The organism is Microlunatus parietis (assembly GCF_013407955.1).
Taxonomy (GTDB): domain Bacteria; phylum Actinomycetota; class Actinomycetes; order Propionibacteriales; family Propionibacteriaceae; genus Microlunatus; species Microlunatus parietis.
In genome coordinates this window covers 4,987,208-5,013,348 of record NZ_JACCBU010000001.1, presented here as the reverse complement: position 1 = coordinate 5,013,348, position 26,141 = coordinate 4,987,208, and the positions used below count along the sequence as shown (strand labels likewise).

Sequence of the window (26,141 nt, the reverse complement as noted above, 5' to 3'; positions counted from 1 at the left end):
GTGCCGACGACCCTCCGCGGGTCAGCCGAGGGAGACCGCGGCAAGGCCGAACCGGACCGTGATCCGCCCGGTGACGCGCTGCGGTTGCGGCTCCAGGTCGAGCTCGACCTCGTCGGCCATGCCGCCGGCCGCCCGGGCGTACATCGCGACCGGCCGCGGGCCGCCGTAGCCCTCCTCGAGGTCGGAGATCTCCACCAGTTCGGCGATCCGGCCGCTGAACCCGGCCGCATAGTCGGCGGCCCGCGCCCGGGCGTCCTCGATCGCGGCGAGCCGGGCGTCCCGATAGACGGCGTTGTCCCGGCGGAGCGACCAGGAGGGCCCGTCCACCTGGCCGTTGGGCAACTCGACCACGGCCAGCAGCAACGGCGAGAGCGCGTCGAAGTCGTGCACGACCACCCGGGTGTGCTGGCTGCCGCGGTAGCCGGTGATCTTGGTCTGGCTGCGCCGATGGAACACCGGCCCGACGTGCGCTCCGGTGGTGGCCCGCTCCTCGATCGCGGCGGCGTGGGCGTCCATCACCTCGGTCAGGCCGGAACCGGACCGGGCCAATTCGGCGAAGACCGCCCGGGCGTCGGCCGCGGCGGCGTGCAGGGTGATCCGCAGTTCGGCGAGGTCGGGCGGGACCTCGAGTTCCGCCTCGCCGCGGACGGTGACGATCGGTGTGGTCATAGGCAGAAGCTACCCGCGGTTACCGTCACCTGGTGGAGATCTGGTCATCCCTCGTGTCGTTCGGTCTGCTCGCCGCCCTGATGGCGACAATTCCCGGCCTCGACAACACGCTGGTGCTGCGGTCGGCGATCAGCCGTGTCTGCTCAGCCTGGCCTGGTTCAACATGATCATCTTCGGCGCCGAGCTGGCCGGGCGCCGGCTGCGCCGGCCGGGCGTGATCAGGTGGTGCGACCGCGTCTGCGGTGCTGTGTTGATCGGGTTCGGCGTCAAGCTCGCCCTGCAACCGCGGCTCGCCTGACCGGACCGTAGATTGGTCACCATGATCGATTCGGTGATCCGCGTCGGAGTCGTCGGCGCCGGCGGCAACACGAAGCTGCACCATCTGCCCAAGCTGCAGGCGATCGAGGGCGTCGAGGTGGTCGCGGTCAGCAACCGTACTCGCGGATCGGGACAGGCCGTGGCCGACGAGTTCGGCATCCCGAGGGTGGCCGATCACTGGTCCGAGCTGATCGCCGACCCGGAGATCGACGCGATCGTGATCGGCACCTGGCCCAACCTGCACGCGCAGGTGACGATCGCAGCCTTGGAATCCGGGAAGCACGTGCTGTGCGAGGCCCGGCTGGCCCGCACGGTCGCCGAGGCGAAGCAGATGATCGTCGCCGCCGAGCGCCGGCCGCGGTTGATCACCCAGGTGGTGCCGTCGCCGTTCACCCTGGAGTACGACGCGACGATCTCCCGGCTGCTCGGCGAGGGGTATCTGGGCGACCTGGTCGCGGTGGAGATCACCGATCGGTCCGGCTTCGTGGACCCGGCGGCGGCCCGGACCTGGCGGCAGACCACCGCGATCTCCGGCGTGAACATCATGTCGCTCGGCATCTGGTACGAGGCGATGCAACGCTGGCTCGGCGACGCGGCCTGGGTGATGGCGGCCGGCCGCACCATGATCACCCGGCGCCCCGGCGCCGGGGGTGCGAGCGAGATCGTCGACGTACCGGACCATCTCGACGTGATCGGCGCGCTGCCCTCCGGCGCGCAGCTGCGGATCGCCGTCTCCCAGGTCACCGGCCACGCGCCGGCCAACGGCGTCTGGCTGTACGGCACCGACGGCACCCTCCGGCTGACCGGTGACGGGCTCTTCGGCGCCCGGCGCGGCGAGGCGGAGCCGACCAAGATCGACATCCCGGACGCCGAGCGGATCGGCTGGCGGGTCGAGGAGGAGTTCATCGGCGCCATCCGCGGCTCCGAGCCGGTCCGCCGCACCACCTTCGCCGACGGGCTGGGCTACCTGATCTTCACCGAGGCCGTCTGGCGCAGCGTCCGGGAACGCCGCGTGATCCACCTCAGCGAACTCGCCTGACCCGGCCGTTCCTGGAGGGCAACCGCTGGTGCCCGCGACCGCCGTGGCGGACAATGTCCGGCAGGAAGGCGGAACGGAGATGTCCGATGACCATCGACAACACCATCTACGACAGCTGGGACGACGCCTGGTGGGGCGAGGACACCCTGCCCAGCCTGCTCAGGACCGGCATGAATCCGTCCCGGTTCGGCTTCATGCGCCGGGTGATCATCGACGAGCACCGGATCGATCCGGTCGGCCTCGAGGTCCTGGATGTCGGATGCGGCGGTGGGCTGCTCGCCGAGGAGTTCGCCGCGCTCGGCTGCAAGGTCACCGGGGTCGACCCGTCCGAGCCGTCGCTCGCCGCGGCCCGGCGGCACGCGGCCGCGAGCGGGTACGTGATCGACTACCGGTCCGGGACCGGTGAACGGCTGCCGCTGCCGGACGCTGCCTTCGACGTCGTCTACTGCTGCGACGTGCTCGAGCACGTCGACGATCTCGATCGAGTGATCGCCGAGACGGCTCGCGTGCTGCGGCCCGGCGGGCTCTACCTGTTCGACACGATCAACCGCACCCTGGTGAGCTGGCTGGTGGCGATCAAGATCTTCCAGGAGTGGAAGTCGACCCGCTTCATGACGCCGAATCTGCACGTCTGGAACAAGTTCATCCAGCCGGCCGAGCTGCGCCGCGTCCTGCGGGCTCACGGGCTGGCGGATCGGGCCTTCGCCGGACTGTCACCGGGGTGCGATCCGATCACGCTGATCAATCAGCTCCGGCGCCGCAGCCGCGGCGAGATCGGGTACGGCGAGCTGGCCCGGGCGCTGAACATCCAGGAGAGCCGCAACCTGTCGATCTCCTACGTCGGTTACGCGGTAGCGGATCGAGAGTGAATTCCTGCCGGGCAGTCGCGGCGGAAATCAACCGAGGTCGGGCGGTCGCGTCAGGAGAGGATCACCAGACCGTTCAGGTGCCAGTGCTGGCCGGGCACGCTGGAGAACTCGAGCTCGACGGTACGACCTCCAGGCACGGCGAAATTCAACCAGGTAAAGGATCCGCCGAGCAGGAACTCGCTGACCGCGGCAACCTTGCCGTCCACCTTGACCGTGGTCGGGAACGAGTCGTGCACGTCGCCGACCAGCACGTGCAGTTCATGATCACCGGCAGGCACGGTCAGCCGCAGCGCGCGGGCCCGGGTGTCGTTGACGAAGTCGCGCAGCAGCGGGGCGGCGATGTTGCGGTCCCGCGACTGCGGGGCCCCGCCGACCCAGCCGTACGCCGCCCCGTCGGCCCAGGCGTCGGCCGGCGACAGCCGGCGGTAGCCGTCCAGCAGCGGCGAACTCGCCGAGCCGGCGTCGACCGCGAGCAGGCAGTGTTCGCCGGCCGGGGCGGTGATCACCGGCTGCTCCGCGATCAGCGCGGGCAGGTCGCCGGACCGCAGGGTCGGCCTAAGCGTCAGGACCTGCGGCGGCAGCGAGGGTGTCACCGGGACGTCGACGGTCCCGTCGCCCTTCGACGGCAGCACCAGGCCGGCCGTGCCGCTGGTCCAGCCGTCCCGCTCGGGCAGCCCGGCGACCAGCTCGGCCTCGGCCGCCGACGCGTTGGCCAGCGACAGCCGGACCAGGTTCTCCCGGCCGCCGATCAGGCAGATCGCGGCGTTGCCGGTCGGCGTGACCTGAACCCAGGAACGCCGTTCGTCGAGTACCCGAGACGCGGCGAAGTAGTAGCCGGCGATCGTGTCCCGCCACAGGATCGCCTGCTCCCGGTGCCGGTCGAACCGTTCCGCCGTGTCCGCCCACCGCTTCGCGTCGATCCGACCGCGCAGCTCGCGCCACCGGTCCCGCATCCGGCCCACCTCGGCCGCACCGTCGAAGTGGCTGTCGTAGACGTGCTGGATCACGGTCTTGCCGGATTTCAGCCGGTGCCCGTACGGGACGTGGTGCAGGAACAGCAGCAGTTCGTCCGGGCAGTCGGAGAGGTTCTCGAACCGGTCCGAGACGGGCCGGTGGTAGAAGCCGGTGAAGCCGTTGCCGGTCGCGACGGTCCGGTCGAAGCCGGTGCCCTCGGCGTCGGCCTGGTGCCAGCCGGTGTTGGTCTGCGGGCTCGGCGTGAAGTGGTCGCCCTTGATCAGGAAGCTGACCCCGAGCGGATTCGTGTAGTCGAGGTAGGTCTGCCAGGAGCCGAGCAGCAGGCCGGTGATCACCGCGACCTCGCGTTGATCATTTCCGAACGTCTGCCGGGTCCACTCCTCGGCGATGTCGCGCGCCTTCAGCCCTGGGTTCCAGGCCAGCCGACCGTAGCCGTGCGTGTTCGCCGCGGCGAGCTGGTGCCGGGTCCAGTCGGTGTCGTCGCCGAGGTTCATCACGCCGGCCACGCCGCCGAGTTCGCGGCCGTAGGTCCGGCCGGAGATGATCTTGGCGACCGTTGTGCCGGAGCCCTCGGCGTGGGTGTCGAAGCCGTACACCTCCTGCCACTGCGGCACCAGGTAGCACAGGTGGGTCGACTGCCCGGTGTATTCCTGGGTGACCTGGAGTTCCATCATCGCGTTGGTGTTCGGCAGCGCGCCGAACAGCGGGTGGGCCGGCTCCCGGACCTGAAAGTCGATCGGGCCGTTCTTGATCTGGACGATCGCGTTGTCGGCGAACTTGCCGTCCAGCGGCTTGAACGTCTCGTACGCCTTGTTGGACCATTCCAGCGCGTTGAAGTCGTGCACGAACGCCCGCCACATGACGATCCCGCCGTGCGGCGCGGCGGCCTCCGCGATCAGGTTGGCGCCGTCGGCATGGGTGCGGCCGTACGAGATCGGACCCGGCTGTCCTTCGGAGTCGGCCTTGACCAGGAACCCGCCGAGGTCGGGGATCGCCCGGTAGATCTCGGTGATCTTGGTCCGCCACCAGTCCTTCACGCCGGCGTCGAACGGGTCCGCGGTGGTCAGCCCGCCCAAGATCATCGGGCTGGCGAAGTTCAGCGACAGGTAGAGCGAGATGCCCCAGCCGCGGAGCAGCGCGGCCAGCGGCTGGAGCTTGAACAACATCTCCGGCGCGATGAACTGGGCGTTCGCGTTGACGTTGTTGATCACGGTCCCGTTCAGCCCGACCGAGGCCAGGGCGCGGGCGTACGTGGAGTGCCGCTCGGTCAACTCGGGCAGCTCCGCGAACCCGAACACCGACCGGCCGGCGTAGCCGCGCTCGACACTGCCGTCGAGATTGTCCCAGTGGTTGGCCAGCCGGAGCGGGTTCCGCGGCCGCTCCGCGACGTCGAGCCGGTCGAGCGTGACGTGCGTCTGCACCAGCCGGAGCAGATGGAACGCCCCGTAGAGCGCACCCCGGTCAGCACCGCCGGTGATGATCACGGCAGCGGTTCCGTCGACCCGGCCGCGGCGGAGGGTGTAGCTCTCCGGTCCGGCGTCCGAGGCCGCGGTCCGGAGCACCAGGGGCCCGGCGCCGTCGACCTTCCGCCGGATCGGGACGTCCCGGCCGAGCAACGACGTGAGGGCCCGGGACAGTTCGCCGGCGGCCGAGCCGAGCGGGCCATCGGTGTCCGGCGCCACCACGTAGCGCAGGTCGCGCCGGTACTCGTCCAGCAACCGCCGGTCGGCCACCAGCGGATAGCGCAGCCACAGTCGGGAGCCGTCCTCGTCGGGTGGTGGCGTCCCGGTGTCGGCCCAGGCGGTCCCGGCCGCCCCGCTCAGCCAGCCGGCGGCCACCGCCGCTGACGTACCGGCAACGAATCCGCGTCGTGTCACACCCGTCACGGCGGCCCCCTTTGGTCGCTCGAAATCGTTTACACGACGCTAGGAGACCGGCCGCACCAGGTCAACGGGCGGCCGCCGGCCTTGGACCCCGGGCCGGACATCGCTGACGGATGTCATTGCCGCCGACGTGCGCTTCGTCACGTCGTGTCCGGTTGGTCACGTCGTGTCACAACGGACCCGCCTGCACGGTCTTTAAGGGTGAGACCCACTGGAGGCACAAGATGCGAAGGATCCTGATCATCGGCGGCGGTTACGCCGGCTTCTACACGGCCTGGGGACTCGAGAAGAGGCTCCGCCGCGGTGAGGCCGAGGTCACCCTCGTCGATCCCCGCCCCTACATGACGTATCAGCCGTTCCTGCCCGAGGTCACGGCCGGCTCCGTCGAGGCCCGGCACGTCGCGGTCGCGCTGCGCGGCCACCTGCACCGGACCAAGATCATCGCCGGTACGGTGACCGCGATCCACCACGCCGACCAGACGGTCCGGGTGCGCCCGCTGGAGGGCCCGGACCGCGAACTGAGCTACGACACGATCGTGATCACGGCCGGCGCAGTCACCCGGACGATCGCCATCCCGGGCATCGCCGAGAACGCGATCGGCCTGAAGCACGTCGAGGAGGCCGTCGCGATCCGGGACCGGCTGCTGACCGCCTTCGAGCGCGCGTCCAACCTGCCGGCCGGGCCGCGCCGGCGGGCCCTGCTCACCGTGACCGTGGTCGGCGGCGGGTTCACCGGCGTCGAGGCGACCGGCGAACTGCTCTCGCTGGCCACCGCCCTGCTGAAGCGCTACCCGGAACTGAGCTTCGAGGACCTGGCGTTCCACCTGGTCGAGGCCACGCCGCGGATCCTGCCCGAGGTGACCGACCGGCCCGGTGAATGGGTCGTCCGGGACCTGGAGCGGCGCGGCGCGGCGGTCCACCTGAACACCCGGCTGGTGTCCGCCGCCGGCGGTCACGTCAAGCTGTCCGACGGTACGGAATACGATTCCGAGCTGCTGATCTGGACCGCGGGCAACGCGGCGAACCCGGTCGTCGCGTCGCACACCGACCTGCCGATCGACGCCCGCGGGATGCTGCCGGTGCGGGCCGATCTCCGGGTGGCCCTTCGACAAGCTCAGGGTGCTGACGAGATCGTCGAGGACGCCTGGGCGGCCGGCGACAACGCGGCCGTTCCCGACCTCGCGGTGCCGGGGTCGCTGACCGTACCCAACGCGCAGCATGCGGTGCGGCAGGGCCGGCTGCTGGCGGCGAACCTGGTCGCCGATCTGCGCGGCCGGAGCCCGAAGCCGTACAAGCATCACAGCCTGGGCGTCGTCGCGACGCTCGGCCTCGGCCGCGGCATCTTCCAGTGGCGGGGCCTGGTGATCAAGGGGCTGCCGGCCTGGCTGATGCACCGCGGCTACCACGTGCTGGCGGTGCCGACCTGGGAACGCAAGATCAGAGTGCTGCTGGTCTGGCTGGCCGCGTTCTTCTTCGGCCGGGACACGGTCTCGCTGATCGCGGTCCAGCATCCGCGGCAGGCGTTCACCGAGGCGGCCGAGTCGATCGTCGTACCGAAGCCTGCTCCGACCAAGCGAAAGGAAGTCGATCATGCCCGCTGAGCGGCCGCTGCCGTTGCGGCAACGCACCTTCGTCCCGCACTGGTCGAACCTGTTCGGCATCCTGGCCTCCGCGTGCATTGTGGTGCTGCTGGTGACCGGCGTGATCTTGATGATCTTCTACGAGCCGTCCGGCGAATCGACCGTCTACCACGGCAGCTACGGCCCGCTGAACGGCGCCGAGGTGTCGAAGGCGTACGCGTCGACGCTGCGGATCTCGGTCGACCTGCCCGGCGGGCTGCTGGTCCGGCAGGCGCACCACTGGGCGGCCCTGCTGCTGCCGGCCGCGATCATGCTGCAGCTGCTGGTGACGTTCTTCACCGGGGCGTTCCGGAAGCCGCACCGGTTCCGCTGGCTGCTGCTGTTCGGCCTGTTCGTGACCGCGCTGCTCGGCGGTTGGAGCGGGTACGCGCTCCCGGACGATTCCCTGTCCGGCACGGGATTGCGGATCTTCGAGGGCATCCTGCTCGGCCTGCCGGTGATCGGCACCCTGGCCTCCGGCCTGATCTTCGGCGACGCGTTCCCGGGCCGGGTGCTCGAGTTCCTGTTCCCGGTCCACGTCTGGGTGACCGGCGCCCTGCTGGTCGGCCTGATCGCGTTGTGGCTGCGGTCCGCGATCAAGGAACGGCCGCTGCGGCGGCGCGGCAGGCCGGTCGGCGAGGTGGCGCTGTTCCCGACGGCGGCGGTGCGGGCCGGCGGGCTGTTCGCGCTGTCGGTCGGCGTGATCATGGTGATGGCCGGCACGATGACGATCAGCCCGATCTGGTTGTACGGTCCCGCGTCCACCGGCAACGCCTCGGCCGGCAGCCAGCCGGACTGGTACACCGGCTTCCTGGACGGCGCCCTCCGGCTGGTGCCGCCGGGCTGGGAGATCACCTGGCTCGGCCGTACCTGGACCCTGGCGGTGATCGCGCCGTTGGCCGTGATCAGCACGTTCATGCTGATCGTCGCCCTGTATCCCTTCCTGGAGGAGCGGTTCACCAAGGATCGGCTCGAGCACGATCTGCTCGACCGGCCTCGTGACGTACCGGTCCGGACCGGTATCGGCGTCGCCGGGATGATCTTCTACGGGGTGCTCTGGGCGGCGGCCAGCGCCGACATCATGGCCACCGAGTTCGGCCTTGGGCTGAACCAGATCCTCACCGTGTTCCAGGTGACATTGATCACCGGGCCGGTGCTCGGATTCGGCGTAGCCTGGAGTCTGTGCCGCTGGCTGCAGCGCCGGGACGCCGAACTGGCCGAACATGGTCGGCCGACCGGTGTGATCGTCCGGCTGCCGAGCGGCGGCTACGTCGAAGATCATTTCCCGCCGCCGCCGGCGATCGCCCCACCTCGGCCGAAGTTGGCACTCGGCCACCATTCGAAGGGAGCCTGATGAACGACTCGGAGCGAAGGATCTCCACCACGGTCCTGGTGATCGGCAGCGGCGGATCGGGGCTGCGGGCGGCGATCGAGCTCGCCGAGCAGCGGGTCGACGTGATCGTGCTCGGCAAACGGCCCCGGCTGGACGCGCACACCTCGCTCGCCGCCGGCGGCATCAACGCTCCGCTCGCCACCATGGATCCGCAGGACTCCTGGCAGCAGCACGCGGCCGACACGATCAAGGAGAGCTATTACCTGGCCGACCCGCGGACCGTCGAGATCGTCACCCGCGGCGCCGAACAGGGCATTCGTGATCTTGAGCGCTACGGCATGGCCTTTGCGCGGGAGACCGACGGGCGGATCTCGCAGCGGTTCTTCGGTGCGCACACGTTCCGGCGGACCGCGTTCGCCGGCGACTACACCGGGCTGGAGATCCAGCGCAGCCTGCTCGCCCGCGCCGAGCAGTTGGAGATCCCGATCTTGGACAGCGTGTACGTGACCCGGATCCTGGTCGACGACAACACGGTCTTCGGCGCGTACGGCTTCGACCTCGCCGACGGCAGCCCCGCCCTGATCCACGCCGACGCGGTGATCCTGGCCGCGGGCGGGCACACCCGGATCTGGCGGCGCACCTCGTCGCGCCGGGACGAGAACACCGGCGACGCGTTCCGGCTGGCCGTCGAGGCCGGCGGCCGGCTGCGCGACGCAGAGCTGGTGCAGTTCCACCCGTCCGGGATCCTGGACCCGGAGAGCGCGGCCGGGACGCTGGTCTCGGAGGCCGCCCGGGGCGAGGGCGGCATCCTGCGCAACGCCGTCGGCGAACGGTTCATGGAACGCTACGATCCGGAGCGGATGGAGTTGTCGACCCGGGACCGGGTCGCCCTGGCCGCGTACACGGAGATCAAGGCAGGCCGCGGCACCGAGAAGGGCGGCGTCTGGCTGGACGTGTCGCACCTGCCGCGGGAAACGATCATGAACCGGCTGCCCCGGGTCTACCAGACCCTGCTCGACCTGCAGCTGCTGGACATCACCCAGCATCCGATCGAGGTCGCGCCGACCGCGCACTATTCGATGGGCGGCGTCCGGACCCGGCACGATGATCATGGAACCGATGTGGCCGGCCTGTACGCGATCGGCGAGGCGGCCAGCGGCTTGCACGGCGCCAACCGGCTGGGCGGCAACTCCTTGATCGAACTCCTGGTCTACGGCAGGATCACCGGCCGCGCCGCCGCCGACTTCGCCGCCGCCCGGGCCGTGCAGCGCCGCTCCCCCGGCGCGATCGCGAACGCCCGGGCCGAGCTGGCCGGACTGCTCGCCGCCGACGGCCCGGAGAACGTCCGGGCCCTGCAGCGGGCCCTGCGCACGACGATGACCGAGTACGCCGGCGTGGTCCGCGACGAGAACGGCCTGACCACCGGGCTGGCCGAACTGGCCGAAATCGAGGAGCGCGCCACCAAGATCGGCGTCCATCCCGACCTCGCCGGGTACTCCGACCTGGCCCACGCGTTCGACCTCAAGGCGTCGATCCTGGCCGCCCGCGCCACCCTCGAGTCGGCCCTGGAACGGCGGGAGACCCGCGGCTGCCACAACCGCTCCGACTACCCCGACCCCGACCCGGCCCTGCAGGTGAACCTGGTCTGGTCCCCGGCCAACGGTGTCACCGCCGAGCCGATCGCTCCCCTATCGGCTGAGATCGAGAAGTTGATCAAGGACGTCGAGACCGCAGGCAAGCTGGTCGAGTAGTCCGCGCTGACCCGTCAGGCAACCCGACGCAGGTCATTTCGCATCCCGCCACTGACGGGCTTCGGGCTCCCAGGTGCCTTCGACACGGCCGGCCAGGACGGGATCGAGGAGTCGCGTTGCAAGATCGACCGCGTCTTCGTAACTGGGTACGGGAGCCGGAGCGGAAGCCGCCGACTTCGGGTATCCCGCACGCCAAGCGACCGGGTCTGGAACCTGGAACCGCGCGGGCATGGTCATGCCGCGAAAGGCGAAACCCGTAACGATCGCCCGGCGCAACTGAACACCCGCCATGCGGTGTGATCGTGCGATCAAGGCGATGTCCACAAGATCCTTCACCCGACTGCTTGCATTGACCCGGCCCTGTTGGACATGCGTACTGACCATGGCACAGAGCTTGTCGGCGAGGTGATCAACGATCGGGAACACCCGGTAATCGGGTCGTACGAGTCCGTCGATCTGAACGGGAGTCAGCGGAGCGGCACGTTCGGCGGCCAGCGTCATCGCAGTCGTCACGACGACGTCCACGTGGAAAACCGAGAACTCCTTCCGACCGAGCATCGCGGCAAGGTGCACCCGACACCCCTTGGCCTCTTCGAGCAAGGGCACGATGCGGCTGACCGAGAAATTGAACCTGTCCCCGATATCACGATCGAGCGCAGCACGCAGCGCCGCTGCCGCGTGCTCGACTCCATGATCAGAATCCGCATAGTAGAGATCGAGGTCCCGGCTGTGGCGAGCGTGCTGGAGGCGCGACAGGAGCGCACCCGCGCCTTTGAGTACCCAAAGGTCGGCGTCTGGGGCCGTGAAACACCGGGCCAGGACTCGGTCGTAGGCGAAGTGGCGCTGCAACTGGTTCACGCTGTAGCGCGGGTCCGACTTGGCGATCGCCTTGAACCGATCGAGCAACGCACGATGGAAGGCGGTGGCAGTCGAGTACTGAAAACCGTCCGATACCGTCGCTGGCTGGTCACCCTTGGAACTCACGATTCCACGCCTTCTGCGCCGGCCAGCAGCATGGTCGCCAGGTCGGCTCCCGTTCGATGACCGTACCGCCTCGCGTGCGGTGCCACGACCTCCGTCAACTGACTCGGCGTGAGTAGGCCGGCACGATGGGCGTCGTGAACGATCTGTGCCACGGCTGACTCGTCTTCGTGATCGGCAAGAAGATCGGCGACCATCTGCTCCGGCCGGCTCGCTGGCATCCCGTCCACGAACTCCCAGTCGCTTCGGGATATCGCCGGACGTACACGCAGCAGCAGATCCGTGCGGCGAAGTTGCCGACGTCGCACGACGTAGAACTCGTGAACCTCCGGGATCAGATCGCCAAACCCGCGAAGGTGTGCGGCCGAGCGATGACTGACGACCGCGTCCATGTCGAGGCTCCGTTCTTCCCAGCTTCGACCGCCACCGAGTTGAAGCCAGGCCGCCCGCAGCGGATCCAGATCCGGGCTTTCAGGCGTGCTGGTCACCCGATACACCCGTGCCGCACCGCTGACCGGGGCAAGGATGCCGTCACTCGCCAGTCGTGCCAGGTCCAAGCTGCTCACCCCGGCGCGCCGAGCCTGTGCCGTCGTCACCATCCCCCACTGCTCGGCGGCCAGGTCGCCGAGTTGAGCCAAGGCAGTCCTGCGCGACATGCTGCAAACCTATCACTATTGATAGATATGCAGCACTCCCGGATTTGAAAGACCCTGCTGACCCGTCACAAGTGCGCGACACAACGTCAAAACCGCAGCGGTTGTGACCGGTCGGCGGGAGAAAGCTGGCCGGAGCGACGGCCGGTCACGGCGGCGAGCCGGGCCAGCAGCAGCACGGTCACGACGATCATGGCCGGACCGGCCGTGAGCGCGACCGTGGTGGTCAGCTGGTCCACCGGGTGCAGGATCGTCGTCACGATCGGGAACAGGGTGTGCGCCACCAGCGCACCGCCGGCGAGCCAGATCCGGTGCCGGTCGGACATCCCCGCGTTGTGCCAGCGCACGATCAGGACCGCCACCGTGATCGCGACCGCGGCGGCGACGGTCATCGGCAGCAGGACGAAGCTCCCTTCGCCGATCGCGGGCCCCTGCATCGGGTCCCCCGGCATCAGCAGGCCGAGGAAGATCAACGTCGCCGCGGCGGCGATCAGCGCGGCGACCGGCGGCGGGGGGACCGGTGGCCCGGTGCCGCCACGGTCGGCCACGGGCGGTGCCGCGGCCGGCCAGCGCCGCGGCAGGATCCGCAGCGCGACGAAGGACAGGACGCCCATCACCGCCACCAGCCCCACCAGGAACGGCAGCGGCGCCAGATACCCGGGATCGGTCGTCGAGGTGAAGACGATCTTGAGCATCGCGATGCCGAGCGCTGCGGCGATCCCGGAGATGATCAAGCCCCGTCGCCGCAGGTAGGGCTCAGCCCGCAGCTCCGGGAAGACCAGGTTGGTGATCATGACCGGGATCAGCACACTGAACGTGAGGTGGTAGCCGACCTGGGACTCCCAGTAGGTCAGGTTGAGCCCGAGCACCCGAGGTCCCCACTCGGCCGCGTTGTACAGCACCGGGCTGGTCAGCGCCTGCAGCCCGAGCCCGTCCTCGGCGAGCTCGTAGACCAAGCCCATCAGCAGCAGGCTCGGCCACCCGCCGCCGGACCGGATGACCAACTCCCGGATCACCAGCACGCCCAGCCCGTACATCGGAATCAGGAACGGGAACGCGAGCCACATGATCGGCATGCTCACCGCCGAGAACGCCAGTTCGGCACAGAGCGGCGCGAGCAGGAGCAGCAGCCAGGCCGCCCTGCCCCGCCGTCGCCGATCGATCACCGAATCCGTCACGTCGCTCCGTCCGCAGCCGATTATTACTTGACTGAGTAAGACTGTAGGTTGCGGGACAGCGGTGACGCAAGACAGGGGGTACGGGAGTGTCGACGAACCGATCGGCCGCGGCCGCGGCGCGGCGGGCCCAGATCATCGAGGCCACGATCGAGACCGTGGCCGAGCTCGGCTATGCCCGGACCACCTTCGCGCGGATCGCCGCGCGCGGCGGGCTGAGCAGCACCCGGCTGATCTCGTACCACTTCGACAGCAAGACCGCCCTGATGCAGGCCGTCCTCGACGACGTGTACCGGTCGATCGATGCGTTCCTGCTGGCCCGGCGGAGCGTCGACCCGGCCAGCCGCCCGATCGGCCGGCCCGCGGACGGCGAAGGCCTGGATCCGCCGGCTTCGGCGGCCGCGGAGCTGCGCGCCTACATCACCGGCGTCGTCGCCTACGTCGATGATCACCGGTCCCGGCTGCGTGCCCTGCAGTCGATCTTCGCCGCCGTGCACGACGATCCGGACAGCCCGGCCGCCCACCAGGCCGACCCGCAGGGCCAGGTGATGAGCCACCTGCACGGGCTGCTGCGGCGAGGCCAGGAGCAGGGCGAGTTCCGCTCCTTCGACCCGCTGGTGATCGCGGCCATGGTCCAGCGAACCCTCGAAGGCCTGACCCGGCTGCTGGATCATCCGGACGTCGACCTGCCGCACTACGCCGAAGAGCTGGCGACCGCGGTCGACCTCGCCACGCGCCGCCACGATTGACGCCCGACCGAGGTGTGCCCTTCGGCCAGGCCGTCAGACCAGCAGCTCCCACTGCTGCAGGGTCGAAGGATGATCATCGGCGACCCGGAGGCGGACGCGACGGTGGGCGCCGGGGCGGCCGGGCCGGAACGGCCGGGTCTGGCGCTGCCAACCGAACTCCTCGCCGGTCCGCTCGTCGATCGGCTGCCAGGTCTCGCCGTCGTCGCTGCCCTCCAGCACCCAACCGCTCATCTCACCGGGTGAGGCGGTGATCGTGTAGAGCTCGAACACCGCCGGATCCTCCAGCGTGTACTCGACCCAGCCGCCGGGCGGCAGCGTGATCGCGGTGGCCGAGGTGTCGTCGACCGCGGCGGCGCCGTCGCCGGTGCTCGCCGCGACCGGGCCGTCCGGGCGGGTCAGGTCGACCAGCGGACGCGGGCGTTCGCCGGCAGGTGTCAGCGAGGCCGGCGCGCTGTCGGCGCCCCAGTCCGACGGCTCCGGGCCGAGGAAGAACTCGATCGTCGCACCGTCGGCGACCTTCCGGTACGGGACGGCGACCGAGGTCCACGGCTCGCCGTCGATCAGCACCGACTGGATGTAGTGGTGGTCGGGATGTTGATCATGGGCGATGATCACCAGTTCCCGATCTTGGTCGAGCTCGATCCGTACCTCGGCGAAGGTCGGCGCGGTCAGCACCAGTTCGCCGCTGGCCAGGGAGAGCGGGTAGAGGCCGAAGGCGGAGAAGAGGTACCAGGCGGACATCTCCCCGTTGTCCTCGTCACCCGGGTAGCCCTGGCCGATCTCGGAGCCGACGAACAGCCGCCGGACGCACTCCCGGACCAGCTGCTGGGTCCGCTCCGAGGCGCCCGCATGCAGATAGAAGTACGGGATGTGGTGGGCCGGCTGGTTGGACAGGGCAAGCATGCCGAGCCGGATGTTGCGGGCCTCGGTCATCTCGTGGATCACGTGCCCGTAGGCGCCCTTGACGCCCTCGGCGCCGGTCTCGTCGGTGGCGAAGAACGCGTCCAGTCGTTCCCGGAGTTGATCTTGGCCGCCGTGCAACGCGGCCAGCCCGGCGCCGTCCTGCGGCACCGTGAACGCCATCCCCCAGCCGTTGGTCTCGGTGTAGTCGCCGCCCCACTGCCGCGGGTCGTAGCCGTCCGGCCCGACCCGGAAGGCACCATGATCATCACGGCCGACGAAGAAGCCGGTCCGCTCGTCGAACAGGTTCACGTACCAGGCCGCGCGGGAGGCGAAGTAGCGCGCGTTCGCCCGGTACTCCTCGCGGCGCGGGTCGTCCGCCGCCGCCCGTTCGGCCAGGGCCGCCGACCAGACCGCGAGGCCGTAGTCGTTGATCGCGCCCTCCAGGGTCCAGGACAGGCCCTCGTCGATCGCGGTCGAGGTGTAGCCGGCGAAGATCGACTTCTCCAGCCCGTACCGCCCGACCACCGGCTCGTCGGCCGGTACGGTCGCGTTGCGCAGCGCGGAGTCGTAGCCGTCGGCGACGTCGAAGCCGGGCACGCCGTTGACGTACGCGTCGGCCAGCACGATGTCGGAACTGGTGCCGACCATGCAGTCGGCGTAGCCGGGCGCGGACCAGCGGGCGGTCCAGCCGCCGTCACGATAGTGCTGGACGAACCCGTCCAGCAGCCGGCCGGTCCGCTCCGGCTCGAACAGGCCGAGGGCCGTCCAACAGGTCCGGTACGTGTCCCAGAACCCGTTGTTCGCCGAACATTCCCCGTCCAGCACGGCCCGGCCGGTGTGCTCCTCGGTGTCCGGCCCGTCGACCCGGAACGGGCTGGCGTAGGCCGGCCTCGGCGCGTCCTCGGTCCCCACGTTCTCGCTCATCGTGTTCGGGTAGAGGAACAGCCGGTACAGGTTCGAGTAGACGGTGATCAACTGATCCTCGGTGGCGCCGCCGACGGTGATCTTGCCCAGCAGTTCGTTCCAGGTCTGCTCGGCTCGCTCGGCCACCGACTCCACGGTCTGGTCCGGGCCGAGCTCGGCGGCGAGATTCCGCTTGGCCTGGTCCAGCCCGATGAACGAGCTGGCCAGCCGCAGCACCACGGTGGCGTCGGCGCCGGGTCGGACCCGGAGGTAGCCGCCGACGCCGGTGTGGTCCGGCTGGTCCAGCGGACCATGATCGACGACGGGCGCGTCCAGCTCGCCGTAGACGAACATCCGAGGCGTCGCGCCGGCCCGCTGCGATCCGCCGTCGGCGTAGCCGGTGACGATGCCCCGGCCGGTCTCCGGGTCGGTCGCGAGCCGCAGCCCGCCATGATCATCGGACTGGTCGAAGATCAACGCCGCATCCGGCCCGGAGAACGTGAACCGCATGATCACCGCGTGGTCGGTCGGCGCCACCTCGGCCCGGATCCCGGACCGGGTGGTCACGCAGTAGTAGTGCGCCCGGTCGGTCTCGTCGGCATGATCGAATTCCAGCCCGCGCGCGGCCGGGTCGAGCTCGGGCCGGTCGGCACTCCCCCACGGGCAGACCTGGAACGTCGTCCGGTCGCCGATCCACGGGCTGGGAATGTGCGACAAGGCCAGACCCTGAAGCTCCGGTCGGTTGTCGGCGTTGTTGTGCTGGTGCCAGGAGTAGATCCAGCGGAACGTCCGGGCGTCGGTGATCGGGGTGACGAAGTGGAAGCCGTGCGGCACCGCCGTCAACGGCGCGTTGTTGCCGCGGGAGTAGCCGCCGCTGGCGTGGGTGCCCCGGGTGGTGCGGACGAAGTCGGCCGGCCGCCGGCCCTCCGCGCCCGGCTCGGCCGGCCCGATCCCGATCAGCTCGAACCAGCCGCGGACGGTTCGGCGGCCCGGGGTCGGCAGCCCGGAAACGTCCACGAGCAAGGCGATCCCGGCCACTCGACGACCGGCCAGCGCGGTCAGGTCGACGCTCTTATGGTTCCACTGGTCCGGAAACGAGGTACGGTCCGCGTACTGCGCCAGCGGGTCGATCGGCACGCCGTGATCATCGACCAGACCCTCGCCGCCGATCACCGTACCGTCGTCCATGATCAACTCGAGGCCGACCGCGGTCGCGGCGCAGCCGTCCTCGACGGTGCCGGCGTCCGGATCGTACGGGCTGAAGATCGCGTAGCGGAGCCGGTCGCCCGCCGTGATCACCCGGTCCGGCTCGGCGACGAGCGCACGGGCCCGGCCGTCGGTGCTGGTCTCGAACCCGGTGGCGGTGGGGGCGAAGAGCCCGGCGCCCGGCTTGGAACTCGGCGGCGCGATCGGTCCGGTGCCCGGGGTGAGCGTCAGGTCTGCGGTGGTCGGTGACGATGCCGGCATGGGCGTCACACTACGTCGGCGCCCTTTCGCAGCCGGAACTGGGCGACGATGTCCCGGCCGAACGAATACACCACGGCAGCAGTGCCGGCGGCGACGACGCCGATACCGAACGCCGGCGGGCCGAACCGGGCCGTCGCGATGATCAACGCGACGGTGCCGAGCAGGCCGATGATCTTGCGGGACAGCCGGGTCGGCAGCGGCAGGTTGAGCCACGGCCAGATCCGGGCACCGGCCAGGTACAGGTAGCGGGCCAGCCCGAGCACCAGTGCCAGCGGGGTCAGCTCGCGGGCCAGTCCGATCGCCAGCGCCAGCGCCAGCACGGAGTCGATCTCGATGTCGAAGCGGGCCCCGAAGGCCGAGCTGGTCCGGGTTCGCCGGGCCACCCGGCCGTCGACGCCGTCCAAGATCACCCCGACCACCGAGAGGCCCACCGCCAGCGCCCGCTGGCCGTCCTGCCAGCCGCCCGAGAATCCACTGACGACCAGGGCGATCACCGCACCGACCAGCAGCGACCGGGCCAGCGTGATCAGGTTCGCCGGGCCGATCGACGGGTCCGCGGCACGGGCCGGCACCGGCCGCCAGGGTCCGGCCGCGACAGCCAGGCTGAGCGCGAACAGGTAGCCGACCGCGGCCACCCACCCGGCGACGGTCAGCCCGACCAGCTGCTGCACCGCAAGCAGCATGGACAGTTGGAGTCCGACCGCGCCGTACACCTCGAGCCGCCAGCCGCCGCCGCGCGCTGAGAGCTCGGGTACCGCGAGTTCAGGCACCGGTGAGGTCATGTCGTCAGTGTCGCGCGCCCGGTGAGCCAGGACAGCAACTGATCGACCGCGCGCCGCAGTTCGCCGGCCCGAGTGGTCAGCAGGGTCGGCATGCAGGTGCCCTTGAGCAGCGCGACGCAGGTGACCGCGAACGCGTCCGGATCGACCTCGACCGCCCAACACCCCTGTTCCGTGCCGGCCGTGACCAGGTCCCGGAGGTTGGCCAGCCAGGCGTTCTCGGCAGCGGCGATGTCGGCGGCCAGCCGCGGATCCCGGTCGGCCCGCAGCGCGAGCTCGGCCAGCACACGGCGCAGTTCGGCGTCGCCGATCAGCAGCTCCAGGACGCCGGTGAGATGACCGGCCAGCCGCTCGGCCGGGCTGCCCGACTCCGGCAGGGACGCGCCGAACCGCTGCTGGAGCAGCTGGTACGCGGCCGTGATCAGGTCCTCCTTGGTGGCGAAGTAGTAGTGCACGGTCGCGATGTTGACACCTGCCCGGGCAGCGACGTCCCTGGTCCGGAGCCCTTCCAGGCCGTGCTCGGCGATGCCGGCGAACACGGCCGCGGAGATCTGTTCGCGGCGGTCGACCCTCGGCATGACGCACCTCTCACCGTCGTTTCGATCAACTGCTTGATCCTAGCCAGCCAGGTCCCTAGGCTGGATTCAATCAAATGATTGAACTTTGAGCGAGGAGGCAGTCGTGCCCCGAACCAGTACCGCCCAGCCGTCGACGGCACCGATCCGGGACAACAGCGTTGGCCGGCAGCGAGTGATCAACCGGATGATGCGCGGCATCCTCAACTCGCCACTGCACGGGTTGATGAGCGGCCGGCTCACGCTGCTGTACGTGACCGGACGGAAGAGCGGAGCCCGGTATGCCGTGCCGTTGGCCTACACCGATCACGAGGGACAGATCCTGCTCGTCTCCGGGGGCACCTGGGTACGGAATCTGCGTGGCGGCGGCCCGGTCGAGGTGCAGCACCACGGCCGCCGGATCACCACCACGCCCGAAGTCGCGGAGGATCCGGACCGGGCCTGGGAGATCGCCGTCGCCCTGCTGCCGCCCAACCCGGTGCTGCGCCGGTTCCAGCAGATCGAGCTCGACGAGGCCGGACTGCCGCGGCGCGATCAGTTCGACGCCGCGCGGGAACGCGGAGCGAAGTTCATCGCCCTGCATCCCGCCGGCTGACGCCCCTCCGCACCCTGAGCCCGGCCAACCTCCCACCCTGAGCCCGGCCCAACCTTCGCGCCCCGAGCCTGTCGAAGGGCCAAGCCGGATGTGGCCCTGCCCTTCGACAGGCTCAGGGAACGTTGTGGCCTTGGTCGTGGCGCTCCAGCCAGGCCGGCCAGAGCCGGCGGGCGACCGTGCGCGGCAGCCGCCCGCCCAGGTGCATCGCACGCCAGGCACCGCGGTAGCCCGGCAACACCCCGGACGCGATCAGTACGTGCCCGATGATCATGGCGGCGACCGGGAAGGTGACCACCAGATGCAGCCAGTGCAGGACGACGAACAGCGGACCGCCGCGCACCATGATCAACCCGAGCCCGCTCAGCACCAAGATCAACAGCCCGCCGACGAGGATCAGGTTGGCCAGCCGCTGGCCGGGGTCGAAGTCCCCTTCGTGGCGGCGGAACCGTCCGGTGAACACGGCGACCGGCCAGCGCGCCAGCCAGCGAAGATCACCGGCGTCCCAGCGGAACGTCTCGCGCAGGAAGCCGCCGATCCGCCGCAGCCAGTAGCCGGCGCCGACCAGGCCGAGCCCGGCCAGCAGCACGCCGATGATCTTGTGCAGGTCGATGTCGGGCACCCCGGTGATCGCGGCCAGGACGGTCGGATCACCTTCCCGGCCGAGCCACAGCCAACCGCCGGTCGCCAGCAGGAACAGCGTGCTGACGTAGATCCCGGCGTGCAGCCACCGGGTGCCGCGCCGGTTGCGTTCGACCGTTGCGACGGGGAGGCGGGACCGGTGATCAGTAGCCATAGCCGTCGGAACCCTGATCCTGTTCCGTCGGCGGTGCGGCACCGTCGGTCACGGTGACGGTGATCTCGTCCTCCGCGCCGGCCGACGAGTGATCGGCATGCTGCAGGGTGACCTTGATCGTGTGCCGGCCGGGAGCCAGTTGATCGATGATCATCTCGCCGTCCGGCTCGACGGTGTAGTCGTCGGCGTTGCCGTCGAAGGACAGGTGGACGTGGTGCCGGCCCGACTCGGGCGGGCCGAGCTCCTCGCTCGATTCGACCTTGAGCGTGAACGGTTGCGTCACCGAGGCGTTGTCGCCCGGCTCGGTGATCGCCAGCGTGGCGCCCGAGTCCGTACCGGCTCCGGGCTGGGCATACAGCGGGCCGCAGCCGGCCAGCACGACCCCGGCCAGGAGCGCGCTGACCCTGAGCACCACCTGGCGGGTGAGGGAGAGTTCGGTGGACATGATCACTCCTCTGCGGCGGCGGCACGGTGCCGCCGTCCGTCCTTCCCTGTCACGGATCCCGGGCCGGTACGGTTCACCGCCGGAGCCGGAGCAGCGGTTCGTGATCACGGTCGTTGATCACCAGGGACGCGATCTCGGACAGCGAGTAGCTGGTGGCCACGGTGACGTCCGCGGTGCCGGAGTAGTCGGCCTCCCAGGCGCCGAGCGACTGGCGGCGCCCGTCGGCGGCGACCGCGACCAGGCTGCACTCGGTGCCCGCCGGCAGCCCGGCGATGTCCACCGTGATCGACGTACCCCAGGGTCGTGCGGTGAGCCGCGCCTGGCCGTGCACCTGCGTGCCGGGGTCGGCCCCGGTCAGCACGACGACCTGGTCCGGCGGCGCCGGCCGGATCAGGCTCAAGATCATCGAGCCGCCACCGAGCGCGGCCGTCAGCACTGCGGCCGCGACGGCGACCGAGACCAGCAGCCGCCGCCAGCGGTGCCGCCGGGAGGCCGCGGCGAGCAAGCGGTCCAGCAGGTCCGGTGAGGGCCGCAGCTCGGTCACGGTCTGCGCGCCGGGATCCTCGCCCGCGAAGCCGTGCTCCAGCCGCTCGACGTCGGCCGGGGTCAGCCGGTCCAGCAGCGGCGGCAGTTCGGCCAGATCGGCGAGCTCGGCCCGACAGGCCGGGCAGTCCCGTACGTGTTCCTCGACCTCGACACCTTCGGCCCGATCGATCGCGCCGAACAGGTAGGCACCGAGGCTCAGCCTGGCCTGGTCGCAGTTCACGGCAACAGCCCTCGTTCCTCGCAGAGCAGCCGGAAGGCCCGCAGCGCGTAGTAGGTGCGGGACTTCACCGTGCCCGGCGGGATCTTCAGGATCGCGGCCGCCTCGGCCACCGTGTGGGCCCGGAAGTAGGTCTCGATCAACACCTGCCGATGCTCCGGACGCAGGGCGGCCAGCACCTCGGCGATCGCCCAGCCCAGCACCGTCCGGTCCAGGTCCGCGGTCGGATCGGGCATCGTCACCAGGGCCGCGTCGGATACCTCGCGCGGCCGCGCCGAGCGGGCCCGATGCGCGTCGACGGCGAGATTTCGCGCCACGGTGTAGAGCCAGGGCCGGATCGGGCCGCGCCGGGCCAGCACCTCGGGATGTCGCCAGGCGCGCAGCAGCGTCTCCTGGACCAGGTCCTCGGCGCGGCCCCGGTCACCGTCGGTGAGCGGCAGCAGATACCGCAGCAGGGCCGCCGCGTGTCGATCGAACAGATCGCGCAGCAGTGCCTCGTCCGCGCGTGGAAGGTCCACCCTTCCAACACGGAACCGACGGCGGCCCGGTTCAACCGCCGACCTTCACGGGGTCAGGCGCTGTAGCCCTTCGGCGGGATCAAGGTGGCCAGTTGGTTGAAGGTGAGCCAGTACGTCGCGGTCGGGGCGAACCCGGCCGAGTCGGCGATCAGCACGTCCTGGTTGCCGGGGTTGTAGCCGATCACGGTGAAGTAGTGCCAGATCGTGTAGTTCGGGTAGCCCGGCGGGTGGTTGCTGGCCGGCGCGACGATGTTGGCGACCAGGGCGTACCCCTTGTCGAGGTCGAGCATGACGTCCCGCCAGAGCAGGTCCCGCTGGGCCTGGGTCGGCGGGTCGTTCGGCATCTCCTTGGTCTCGTACCAGCCGACGTAGTTCGTCAGCACCCGGGTCACCTGGCCGATCCAGTCGGTGCCGTTGGTGGTGGTCGGCAGCTCGTTGGCCATCTGCTGCTGGGACACATTCACGCCGCGCGCGGACAGGGCGTGCCGGGTCGCGGCCGGGCCGCACCAGTAGCCGGTCTCCTGGTACTGGAAGTCGATCTCGACGACGACGTTGCCGTCCGCGGCGGCGTCCTCGAGCTGGGCCGCGACCGCTCGCCGTACCTGAGCGGGATCGGTGCGACTGATCGTGGGCGAGGCGACCTGCCGGGCCTCCTCGACCTCGCGCGCAGTGGCCGGACGGAAGTCGGCGTCCCGGACGGCCCGGGTGCTGACGAGTGGTTCGGTGCCGCGTGGAGCCGCGGCCGCGACAGCCGGCGCGCCGAGCACGGCGACCGGAGCCAGGCCGGCGGCGAGCCCGAGCAGGCGCCGGCGATTGAGTGGGGTTGGGGTCCGCAGAGACATGGGTCCTCCTCGACAAGCGGTATCGGACGTGTCTGACATTAACCTCGATTGCTTGTCGTGCGGAAGATGTTCACACGGCCGGATTGTCAGCGGTCACGGAGCTCGAAGTGCGGCCGCGGGCTGAGCACCGGCACGATTCTGATCTGCTGCCGCCGGGCCAGGATCAGCGCCGACAGGGCGACGCCGAGGACGGTCAGCCCGCCGCCGGCCAGCAGGGTCCAGCGCGGCCCGAACAGCTCGCCCAGCCAGCCCAGGATCGGCGCGCCGATCGGGGTTCCGCCCATCATCACCATCGCGTAGAGGGCCATCACCCGGCCGCGCAGCTGCGGATCGACACTGAGCTGGATCGCCGCGTTGGAGGCGGTCATCGTCAGCAGCGCGACGAAGCCGGTGATCGGCAGGATCAGCGCGTACGTGAGGTAGCTCGGCATCAGTCCGGTGATGATCAGAATCAGGCCGAACAGGATCGCCATCTTGACGATGAACCGGCCGCGCGGCGCGGTCCGGCGGCGGGCCGCGAGCAGGGCCCCGGTGAGCGAGCCGACGGCCATGATCGTGCCGAGGATGCCGTACTCCTGGGCGCCCTTGTGGAACTCCTGCTGCGCCATCAGGGCCGAGGTCATCTGGAAGTTCATGCCGAACGTGCCGACGAAGAACGCCACGCACATGACGAGCAGGATCTCCGGGTTGCCGAGGACGTAGGAGAAGCCCTCGCGGATCTGCCGCTTCGCCCGCGGCGGCCGCTGGGTGATCTGCAGCCTGGCCGGATCGACCAGACCGAGGGCGGCGATGAAGGCGGCGTACGTGACGGCGTTGGACAGGATCGCCCAGCCGCTGCCGAACACCGCGATCACCAGACCGGCCAGCGCCGGGCCGACGATCCGGCTGGCGTGGAACGTGGCCGAGTTGAGCCCGATCGCGTTGGCCAGGTGCTTCGACCCGACCACTTCGTTGACGAAGGCCTGCCGGGACGGGTTGTCGATCGCGGTGCCGAGGCCGAACAGGAACGCGATCAGGTAGACGTGCCAGGTGACCGCGGTGCCGGTGACCGCCAGCAGGCCGAGTGCCGCCGCGGCGAGCGCCATCCAGGCCTGAGTGATCCGCAGGATGGTCCGCTTGTCGAAGCGGTCGGCGAGCAGTCCGCCGTACGGGGACAGCAGCAGCATCGGCAGGAACTGCAGGGCCGTGGTGATGCCGACCGCGAGACCGGAGCCGCCGGACAGCTCGAGGACCAGCCAGTCCTGGGCGACCCGCTGCATCCAGGTGCCGATGTTGGAGATGAACGATCCACCGAGGAAGATCCGGTAGTTCGGCAGCTGCAGAGCGGCGAACATGCCGGTGCGATCCGGCTTCTCGGCTGCGGCGGGCGCGGGCGGTTCGGCGGTCTCGGTGGATACGGGTACGGGAGCGGTGGCCTCGTGATCGGTGTCGGCCGAGAGGCCCGTTCGCTTCGGTCCCGTATCCAGACTCAAACTCCAGCCACCCTGTCCATGATCAACTTCAGATTCCCCGCGCCTCCTCCAGAATATTCGTTAGCAACACTAATTACAACTGCAAACCATCGTCATTGGGATCGCCGATAAGTTCAGGCAGGTCTGATCAGCTGACGGAAGTTGATCTTGAAGGGCACAAGTGAGTCATTCCGGTGTGGCGCAAGCCGGCGGAGCCTGGACTTCCCGGCGATCCACGGCGCGACGCCGAAGATGTCGCAGTGGCCGACAAGGACGCCAATCGAGTGTGGCGTTACGGCCGTTGGAAATCGATTTCGTACGTGCATAACCTCACACTCGGCGCATTGGGCAGACTCGAGGGTGGGGCCGCCGGGCCGCGGGGCACGCCGTGCCTGTGGTGGCGCGCAACTCGCCACCGTGCGCGCGGCGGCAATCGCGACGCCACAAGACCGGCGGGTACCGCTGGTCCTCCACGATTCGCGTCGCGCGGCGGTGCGTGCTGTTATTCCTCCACGGGTCCCGAGTCAGCCGACGGCCTGGACCAGCAGCCCCTGGATGAAGTAGATGACGAAAGCGCCCGCGACGACGTACATCACCGGATGGACCTTGCGGGCCTTCCCGCGGACCAGCTTCAGCACCGTGTACATGATGAAGCCGGCGCCGATCCCGATGGTGATCGAGAACGTGAACGGCATCAGCACCATGGTCAGGAACGCCGGCAGGCCTTCCTCGATGTCGGTCCAGTCCACCTTGACCACCTGGCTGATCATGAGGAAGCCGACGAAGACCAGGGCCGGCGTGGCCGCCTCCGACGGGACCAGGTTGATCAACGGCGCGAAGAACATCGCGAGCAGGAAGCCGACGCCGGTGACCACCGAGGCCAGGCCGGTCCGGGCGCCCTCGCCGACGCCGGCCGCGGACTCGATGTAGGAGGTGTTGGAGGAGACCGAGCCGACGCCGCCGGCCGCGGCGGCGACCGAGTCGACGAACAGGATCCGGGACAGGTACGGCGGGTTGCCGCGACGGTCCAGCAGGTTGCCCTCGGCGCCGACCGCGACAACGGTGCCCATGGTGTCGAAGAAGTCGGCCAGCAGCAGCGCGAACACCAACAGCAGCAGCGGTACGAAGATGTTGATCTTGAAGCCCTCGGCGAACGCGGCCCCGAACGCGCCGAACGGGTCGACCTGGCCGATCAACCCCAGATTCGGTACCGACAGCGCACCGGTGAACTCGGGCTTGTTCAGCACCCAGCCGGCCGGGTTGTCGTCGGTCTTGCCGCCGATCTGTCCGATCAGTTCGATCACCAGGGCGATCACGGTGGCGCCGAGGATGGAGATCAGCATGGCGCCCTTGACCCGCTTCGCGTACAGGATCGCGACGCCGAACAGGCCGATCACGAAGACCAGCATCGGCCAGCCGATCAGCGAACCGTTGATGCCGAGTTCGACCGGCGGCGCCCCCTCGGGCTTGCGGACGATGCCGCCGTCGACCAGGCCGACGAAGCAGATGAACAGGCCGATGCCGACCGAGATGCCGGTCCGCAGTGATCGCGGCACGGCCCGGAACACCGCGGTCCGGAAGCCGGTCAGGACCAAGATCGCGATCAGGATGCCCTCGATCAGGATCAGCCCCATCGCCTGCGGCCAGGTCATCTGCGGCGCGATCACCACGGCCAGCAGCGCGTTCAGCCCGAGGCCGGTCGCGATGCCGATCGGGAACCGGCCGAAGACGCCCATCGCGATCGTCATCAACCCGGCGATCAGGGCCGTCGCGGCGGCCACCATCGTCGTGGCCTGATTGACGTTGGCGTCGATCACCGCGCCCGCCTGGTCCAGGTACGGCAGCCCGCCGAGCAGGTTCCCGGAGCCGTCCGGCTTCGTCCCGATGATCAACGGATTCAACGCCAGGATGTACGACATCGTGAAGAAGGTGACGATGCCGCCGCGGATCTCCCGGCCCACGGTCGAGCCGCGGGCGCTGATCTGGAAGTAGTTGTCCAGCGCGCCGATCGGTCGATCGTCCGGTCCGGTGGGCGGAGCAGCCTTGGGCGACTTCGTAACCATGGAGGGCATTCTTGCCGACGACCCCGGTGC

At 69.9% G+C, this 26,141-nt stretch carries 24 protein-coding genes; 9 read left to right on the top strand and 15 right to left on the bottom strand.

What is annotated here, in order from left to right:
• Positions 1–21: 21 nt before the first annotated feature.
• Positions 22–669: an SIMPL domain-containing protein gene (locus BKA15_RS24060; protein ID WP_179755092.1), complete on the bottom strand. Its 648-nt coding sequence runs from the start codon at positions 667–669 to the stop codon at positions 22–24.
• Positions 670–701: 32 nt separating this feature from the next.
• Between BKA15_RS24060 and BKA15_RS36555 the strand changes: the two genes are divergently transcribed.
• The 4 genes from BKA15_RS36555 (at position 702) to ubiG (ending at position 2,895) form a co-directional block, all read left to right on the top strand.
• On the top strand, positions 702–836 hold the full coding sequence (locus tag BKA15_RS36555; protein WP_281385308.1) for a hypothetical protein: 135 nt from the start codon (positions 702–704) through the stop codon (positions 834–836).
• Complete coding sequence (locus tag BKA15_RS24055) at positions 833–967, top strand: LysE family transporter (protein WP_179755090.1); 135 nt, start codon at positions 833–835, stop codon at positions 965–967. Before BKA15_RS36555 ends, BKA15_RS24055 begins: the two co-directional genes overlap by 4 nt.
• A 21-nt stretch (positions 968–988) precedes the next feature.
• Positions 989–2,026 carry a Gfo/Idh/MocA family protein gene (locus tag BKA15_RS24050; protein WP_179755088.1) on the top strand — a complete coding sequence of 346 codons (1,038 nt, stop codon included), beginning with the start codon at positions 989–991 and terminating at the stop codon, positions 2,024–2,026.
• 86 nt (positions 2,027–2,112) lie between these two features.
• Positions 2,113–2,895 carry a bifunctional 2-polyprenyl-6-hydroxyphenol methylase/3-demethylubiquinol 3-O-methyltransferase UbiG gene (ubiG, locus tag BKA15_RS24045; protein WP_179755086.1) on the top strand — a complete coding sequence of 261 codons (783 nt, stop codon included), beginning with the start codon at positions 2,113–2,115 and terminating at the stop codon, positions 2,893–2,895.
• 50 nt (positions 2,896–2,945) lie between these two features.
• Here the strand turns inward: ubiG and BKA15_RS24040 are convergent, their stop codons facing one another.
• A complete protein-coding gene (locus BKA15_RS24040; protein ID WP_218871552.1) occupies positions 2,946–5,756 on the bottom strand; it encodes an alpha-glucuronidase family glycosyl hydrolase in 2,811 nt (936 codons plus the stop codon).
• Positions 5,757–5,977: 221 nt separating this feature from the next.
• On the opposite strand from BKA15_RS24040, the gene BKA15_RS24035 reads away from it, so the two are divergent.
• From BKA15_RS24035 to BKA15_RS24025, 3 genes are read left to right on the top strand one after another with little or no spacing between them, the layout of a single operon-like run.
• On the top strand, positions 5,978–7,354 hold the full coding sequence (locus BKA15_RS24035; protein WP_179755084.1) for an NAD(P)/FAD-dependent oxidoreductase: 1,377 nt from the start codon (positions 5,978–5,980) through the stop codon (positions 7,352–7,354).
• Positions 7,344–8,726, top strand: coding sequence for a cytochrome b (locus BKA15_RS24030; protein ID WP_179755082.1), 1,383 nt, complete (start codon positions 7,344–7,346; stop codon positions 8,724–8,726). The genes BKA15_RS24035 and BKA15_RS24030 overlap by 11 nt, the downstream gene beginning before the upstream one ends.
• Positions 8,726–10,456 (top strand): L-aspartate oxidase, encoded by a 1,731-nt coding sequence (locus tag BKA15_RS24025; RefSeq protein ID WP_179755081.1) that lies wholly within the window; start codon positions 8,726–8,728, stop codon positions 10,454–10,456. The genes BKA15_RS24030 and BKA15_RS24025 overlap by 1 nt, the downstream gene beginning before the upstream one ends.
• A gap of 33 nt (positions 10,457–10,489) precedes the next feature.
• Here BKA15_RS24025 and BKA15_RS24020 read toward each other — a convergent pair whose 3' ends face one another.
• The 3 genes from BKA15_RS24020 to BKA15_RS24010 all read right to left on the bottom strand — a co-directional run bounded on the left by BKA15_RS24020 (position 10,490) and on the right by BKA15_RS24010 (position 13,268).
• Positions 10,490–11,440 (bottom strand): nucleotidyl transferase AbiEii/AbiGii toxin family protein, encoded by a 951-nt coding sequence (locus BKA15_RS24020; protein ID WP_179755079.1) that lies wholly within the window; start codon positions 11,438–11,440, stop codon positions 10,490–10,492.
• Positions 11,437–12,093 carry a type IV toxin-antitoxin system AbiEi family antitoxin domain-containing protein gene (locus BKA15_RS24015; RefSeq protein ID WP_179755077.1) on the bottom strand — a complete coding sequence of 219 codons (657 nt, stop codon included), beginning with the start codon at positions 12,091–12,093 and terminating at the stop codon, positions 11,437–11,439. The genes BKA15_RS24020 and BKA15_RS24015 overlap by 4 nt, the downstream gene beginning before the upstream one ends.
• 86 nt (positions 12,094–12,179) lie before the next feature.
• Positions 12,180–13,268: an AF_0692 family protein gene (locus BKA15_RS24010; RefSeq protein ID WP_218871551.1), complete on the bottom strand. Its 1,089-nt coding sequence runs from the start codon at positions 13,266–13,268 to the stop codon at positions 12,180–12,182.
• Between the two features lie 86 nt (positions 13,269–13,354).
• Here BKA15_RS24010 and BKA15_RS24005 point away from each other — a divergent pair, with 86 nt between their 5' ends.
• Positions 13,355–14,014 (top strand): TetR/AcrR family transcriptional regulator, encoded by a 660-nt coding sequence (locus BKA15_RS24005; RefSeq protein ID WP_179755075.1) that lies wholly within the window; start codon positions 13,355–13,357, stop codon positions 14,012–14,014.
• Positions 14,015–14,047: 33 nt separating this feature from the next.
• Here the strand turns inward: BKA15_RS24005 and BKA15_RS24000 are convergent, their stop codons facing one another.
• From BKA15_RS24000 to BKA15_RS23990, 3 genes are read right to left on the bottom strand one after another with little or no spacing between them, the layout of a single operon-like run.
• Positions 14,048–17,287: a GH92 family glycosyl hydrolase gene (locus tag BKA15_RS24000; protein WP_179755073.1), complete on the bottom strand. Its 3,240-nt coding sequence runs from the start codon at positions 17,285–17,287 to the stop codon at positions 14,048–14,050.
• Positions 17,288–17,292: 5 nt separating this feature from the next.
• Entirely contained in the window at positions 17,293–18,069 is a 777-nt protein-coding gene (locus tag BKA15_RS23995) for a CDP-alcohol phosphatidyltransferase family protein (protein WP_179755071.1), read from the bottom strand.
• On the bottom strand, positions 18,066–18,644 hold the full coding sequence (locus tag BKA15_RS23990) for a TetR/AcrR family transcriptional regulator (protein ID WP_179755069.1): 579 nt from the start codon (positions 18,642–18,644) through the stop codon (positions 18,066–18,068). The genes BKA15_RS23995 and BKA15_RS23990 overlap by 4 nt, the downstream gene beginning before the upstream one ends.
• Positions 18,645–18,747: 103 nt before the next feature.
• Here BKA15_RS23990 and BKA15_RS23985 point away from each other — a divergent pair, with 103 nt between their 5' ends.
• A complete protein-coding gene (locus tag BKA15_RS23985; RefSeq protein WP_179755067.1) occupies positions 18,748–19,236 on the top strand; it encodes a nitroreductase/quinone reductase family protein in 489 nt (162 codons plus the stop codon).
• 112 nt (positions 19,237–19,348) lie between these two features.
• Here the strand turns inward: BKA15_RS23985 and BKA15_RS23980 are convergent, their stop codons facing one another.
• From BKA15_RS23980 to BKA15_RS23950, 7 genes are all read right to left on the bottom strand, one after another.
• Complete coding sequence (locus BKA15_RS23980; RefSeq protein WP_179755065.1) at positions 19,349–20,029, bottom strand: cytochrome b/b6 domain-containing protein; 681 nt, start codon at positions 20,027–20,029, stop codon at positions 19,349–19,351.
• Complete coding sequence (locus BKA15_RS23975; protein ID WP_179755063.1) at positions 20,019–20,474, bottom strand: hypothetical protein; 456 nt, start codon at positions 20,472–20,474, stop codon at positions 20,019–20,021. Before BKA15_RS23975 ends, BKA15_RS23980 begins: the two co-directional genes overlap by 11 nt.
• Positions 20,475–20,547: 73 nt before the next feature.
• On the bottom strand, positions 20,548–21,240 hold the full coding sequence (locus BKA15_RS23970; protein ID WP_179755061.1) for a zf-HC2 domain-containing protein: 693 nt from the start codon (positions 21,238–21,240) through the stop codon (positions 20,548–20,550).
• On the bottom strand, positions 21,237–21,755 hold the full coding sequence (locus tag BKA15_RS23965; RefSeq protein WP_179755058.1) for a sigma-70 family RNA polymerase sigma factor: 519 nt from the start codon (positions 21,753–21,755) through the stop codon (positions 21,237–21,239). Before BKA15_RS23965 ends, BKA15_RS23970 begins: the two co-directional genes overlap by 4 nt.
• Positions 21,756–21,808: 53 nt before the next feature.
• A complete protein-coding gene (locus BKA15_RS23960) occupies positions 21,809–22,597 on the bottom strand; it encodes a C39 family peptidase (protein ID WP_179755055.1) in 789 nt (262 codons plus the stop codon).
• 86 nt (positions 22,598–22,683) lie between these two features.
• Complete coding sequence (locus BKA15_RS23955) at positions 22,684–24,069, bottom strand: MFS transporter (RefSeq protein WP_246322414.1); 1,386 nt, start codon at positions 24,067–24,069, stop codon at positions 22,684–22,686.
• Positions 24,070–24,572: 503 nt separating this feature from the next.
• The gene (locus BKA15_RS23950) at positions 24,573–26,111 is read right to left on the bottom strand and encodes an NCS2 family permease (protein ID WP_179755053.1); all 1,539 of its coding nucleotides are present in this window, start codon (positions 26,109–26,111) and stop codon (positions 24,573–24,575) included.
• Between the last annotated feature and the right edge of the window lie 30 nt (positions 26,112–26,141).

What these genes read in the sequence shown, in the direction of transcription:
- BKA15_RS24060 (WP_179755092.1), bottom strand. Translation starts at nt 669, where the DNA reads ATGACCACACCGATCGTCACCGTCCGCGGCGAGGCGGAACTCGAGGTC.
- BKA15_RS24055 (WP_179755090.1), top strand. Translation starts at nt 833, where the DNA reads ATGATCATCTTCGGCGCCGAGCTGGCCGGGCGCCGGCTGCGCCGGCCG.
- BKA15_RS24050 (WP_179755088.1), top strand. Translation starts at nt 989, where the DNA reads ATGATCGATTCGGTGATCCGCGTCGGAGTCGTCGGCGCCGGCGGCAAC.
- ubiG (WP_179755086.1), top strand. Translation starts at nt 2,113, where the DNA reads ATGACCATCGACAACACCATCTACGACAGCTGGGACGACGCCTGGTGG.
- BKA15_RS24035 (WP_179755084.1), top strand. Translation starts at nt 5,978, where the DNA reads ATGCGAAGGATCCTGATCATCGGCGGCGGTTACGCCGGCTTCTACACG.
- BKA15_RS24030 (WP_179755082.1), top strand. Translation starts at nt 7,344, where the DNA reads ATGCCCGCTGAGCGGCCGCTGCCGTTGCGGCAACGCACCTTCGTCCCG.
- BKA15_RS24025 (WP_179755081.1), top strand. Translation starts at nt 8,726, where the DNA reads ATGAACGACTCGGAGCGAAGGATCTCCACCACGGTCCTGGTGATCGGC.
- BKA15_RS24015 (WP_179755077.1), bottom strand. Translation starts at nt 12,093, where the DNA reads ATGTCGCGCAGGACTGCCTTGGCTCAACTCGGCGACCTGGCCGCCGAG.
- BKA15_RS24000 (WP_179755073.1), bottom strand. Translation starts at nt 17,287, where the DNA reads ATGCCGGCATCGTCACCGACCACCGCAGACCTGACGCTCACCCCGGGC.
- BKA15_RS23995 (WP_179755071.1), bottom strand. Translation starts at nt 18,069, where the DNA reads ATGACCTCACCGGTGCCTGAACTCGCGGTACCCGAGCTCTCAGCGCGC.
- BKA15_RS23990 (WP_179755069.1), bottom strand. Translation starts at nt 18,644, where the DNA reads ATGCCGAGGGTCGACCGCCGCGAACAGATCTCCGCGGCCGTGTTCGCC.
- BKA15_RS23980 (WP_179755065.1), bottom strand. Translation starts at nt 20,029, where the DNA reads ATGGCTACTGATCACCGGTCCCGCCTCCCCGTCGCAACGGTCGAACGC.
- BKA15_RS23975 (WP_179755063.1), bottom strand. Translation starts at nt 20,474, where the DNA reads ATGTCCACCGAACTCTCCCTCACCCGCCAGGTGGTGCTCAGGGTCAGC.
- BKA15_RS23960 (WP_179755055.1), bottom strand. Translation starts at nt 22,597, where the DNA reads ATGTCTCTGCGGACCCCAACCCCACTCAATCGCCGGCGCCTGCTCGGG.
- BKA15_RS23950 (WP_179755053.1), bottom strand. Translation starts at nt 26,111, where the DNA reads ATGGTTACGAAGTCGCCCAAGGCTGCTCCGCCCACCGGACCGGACGAT.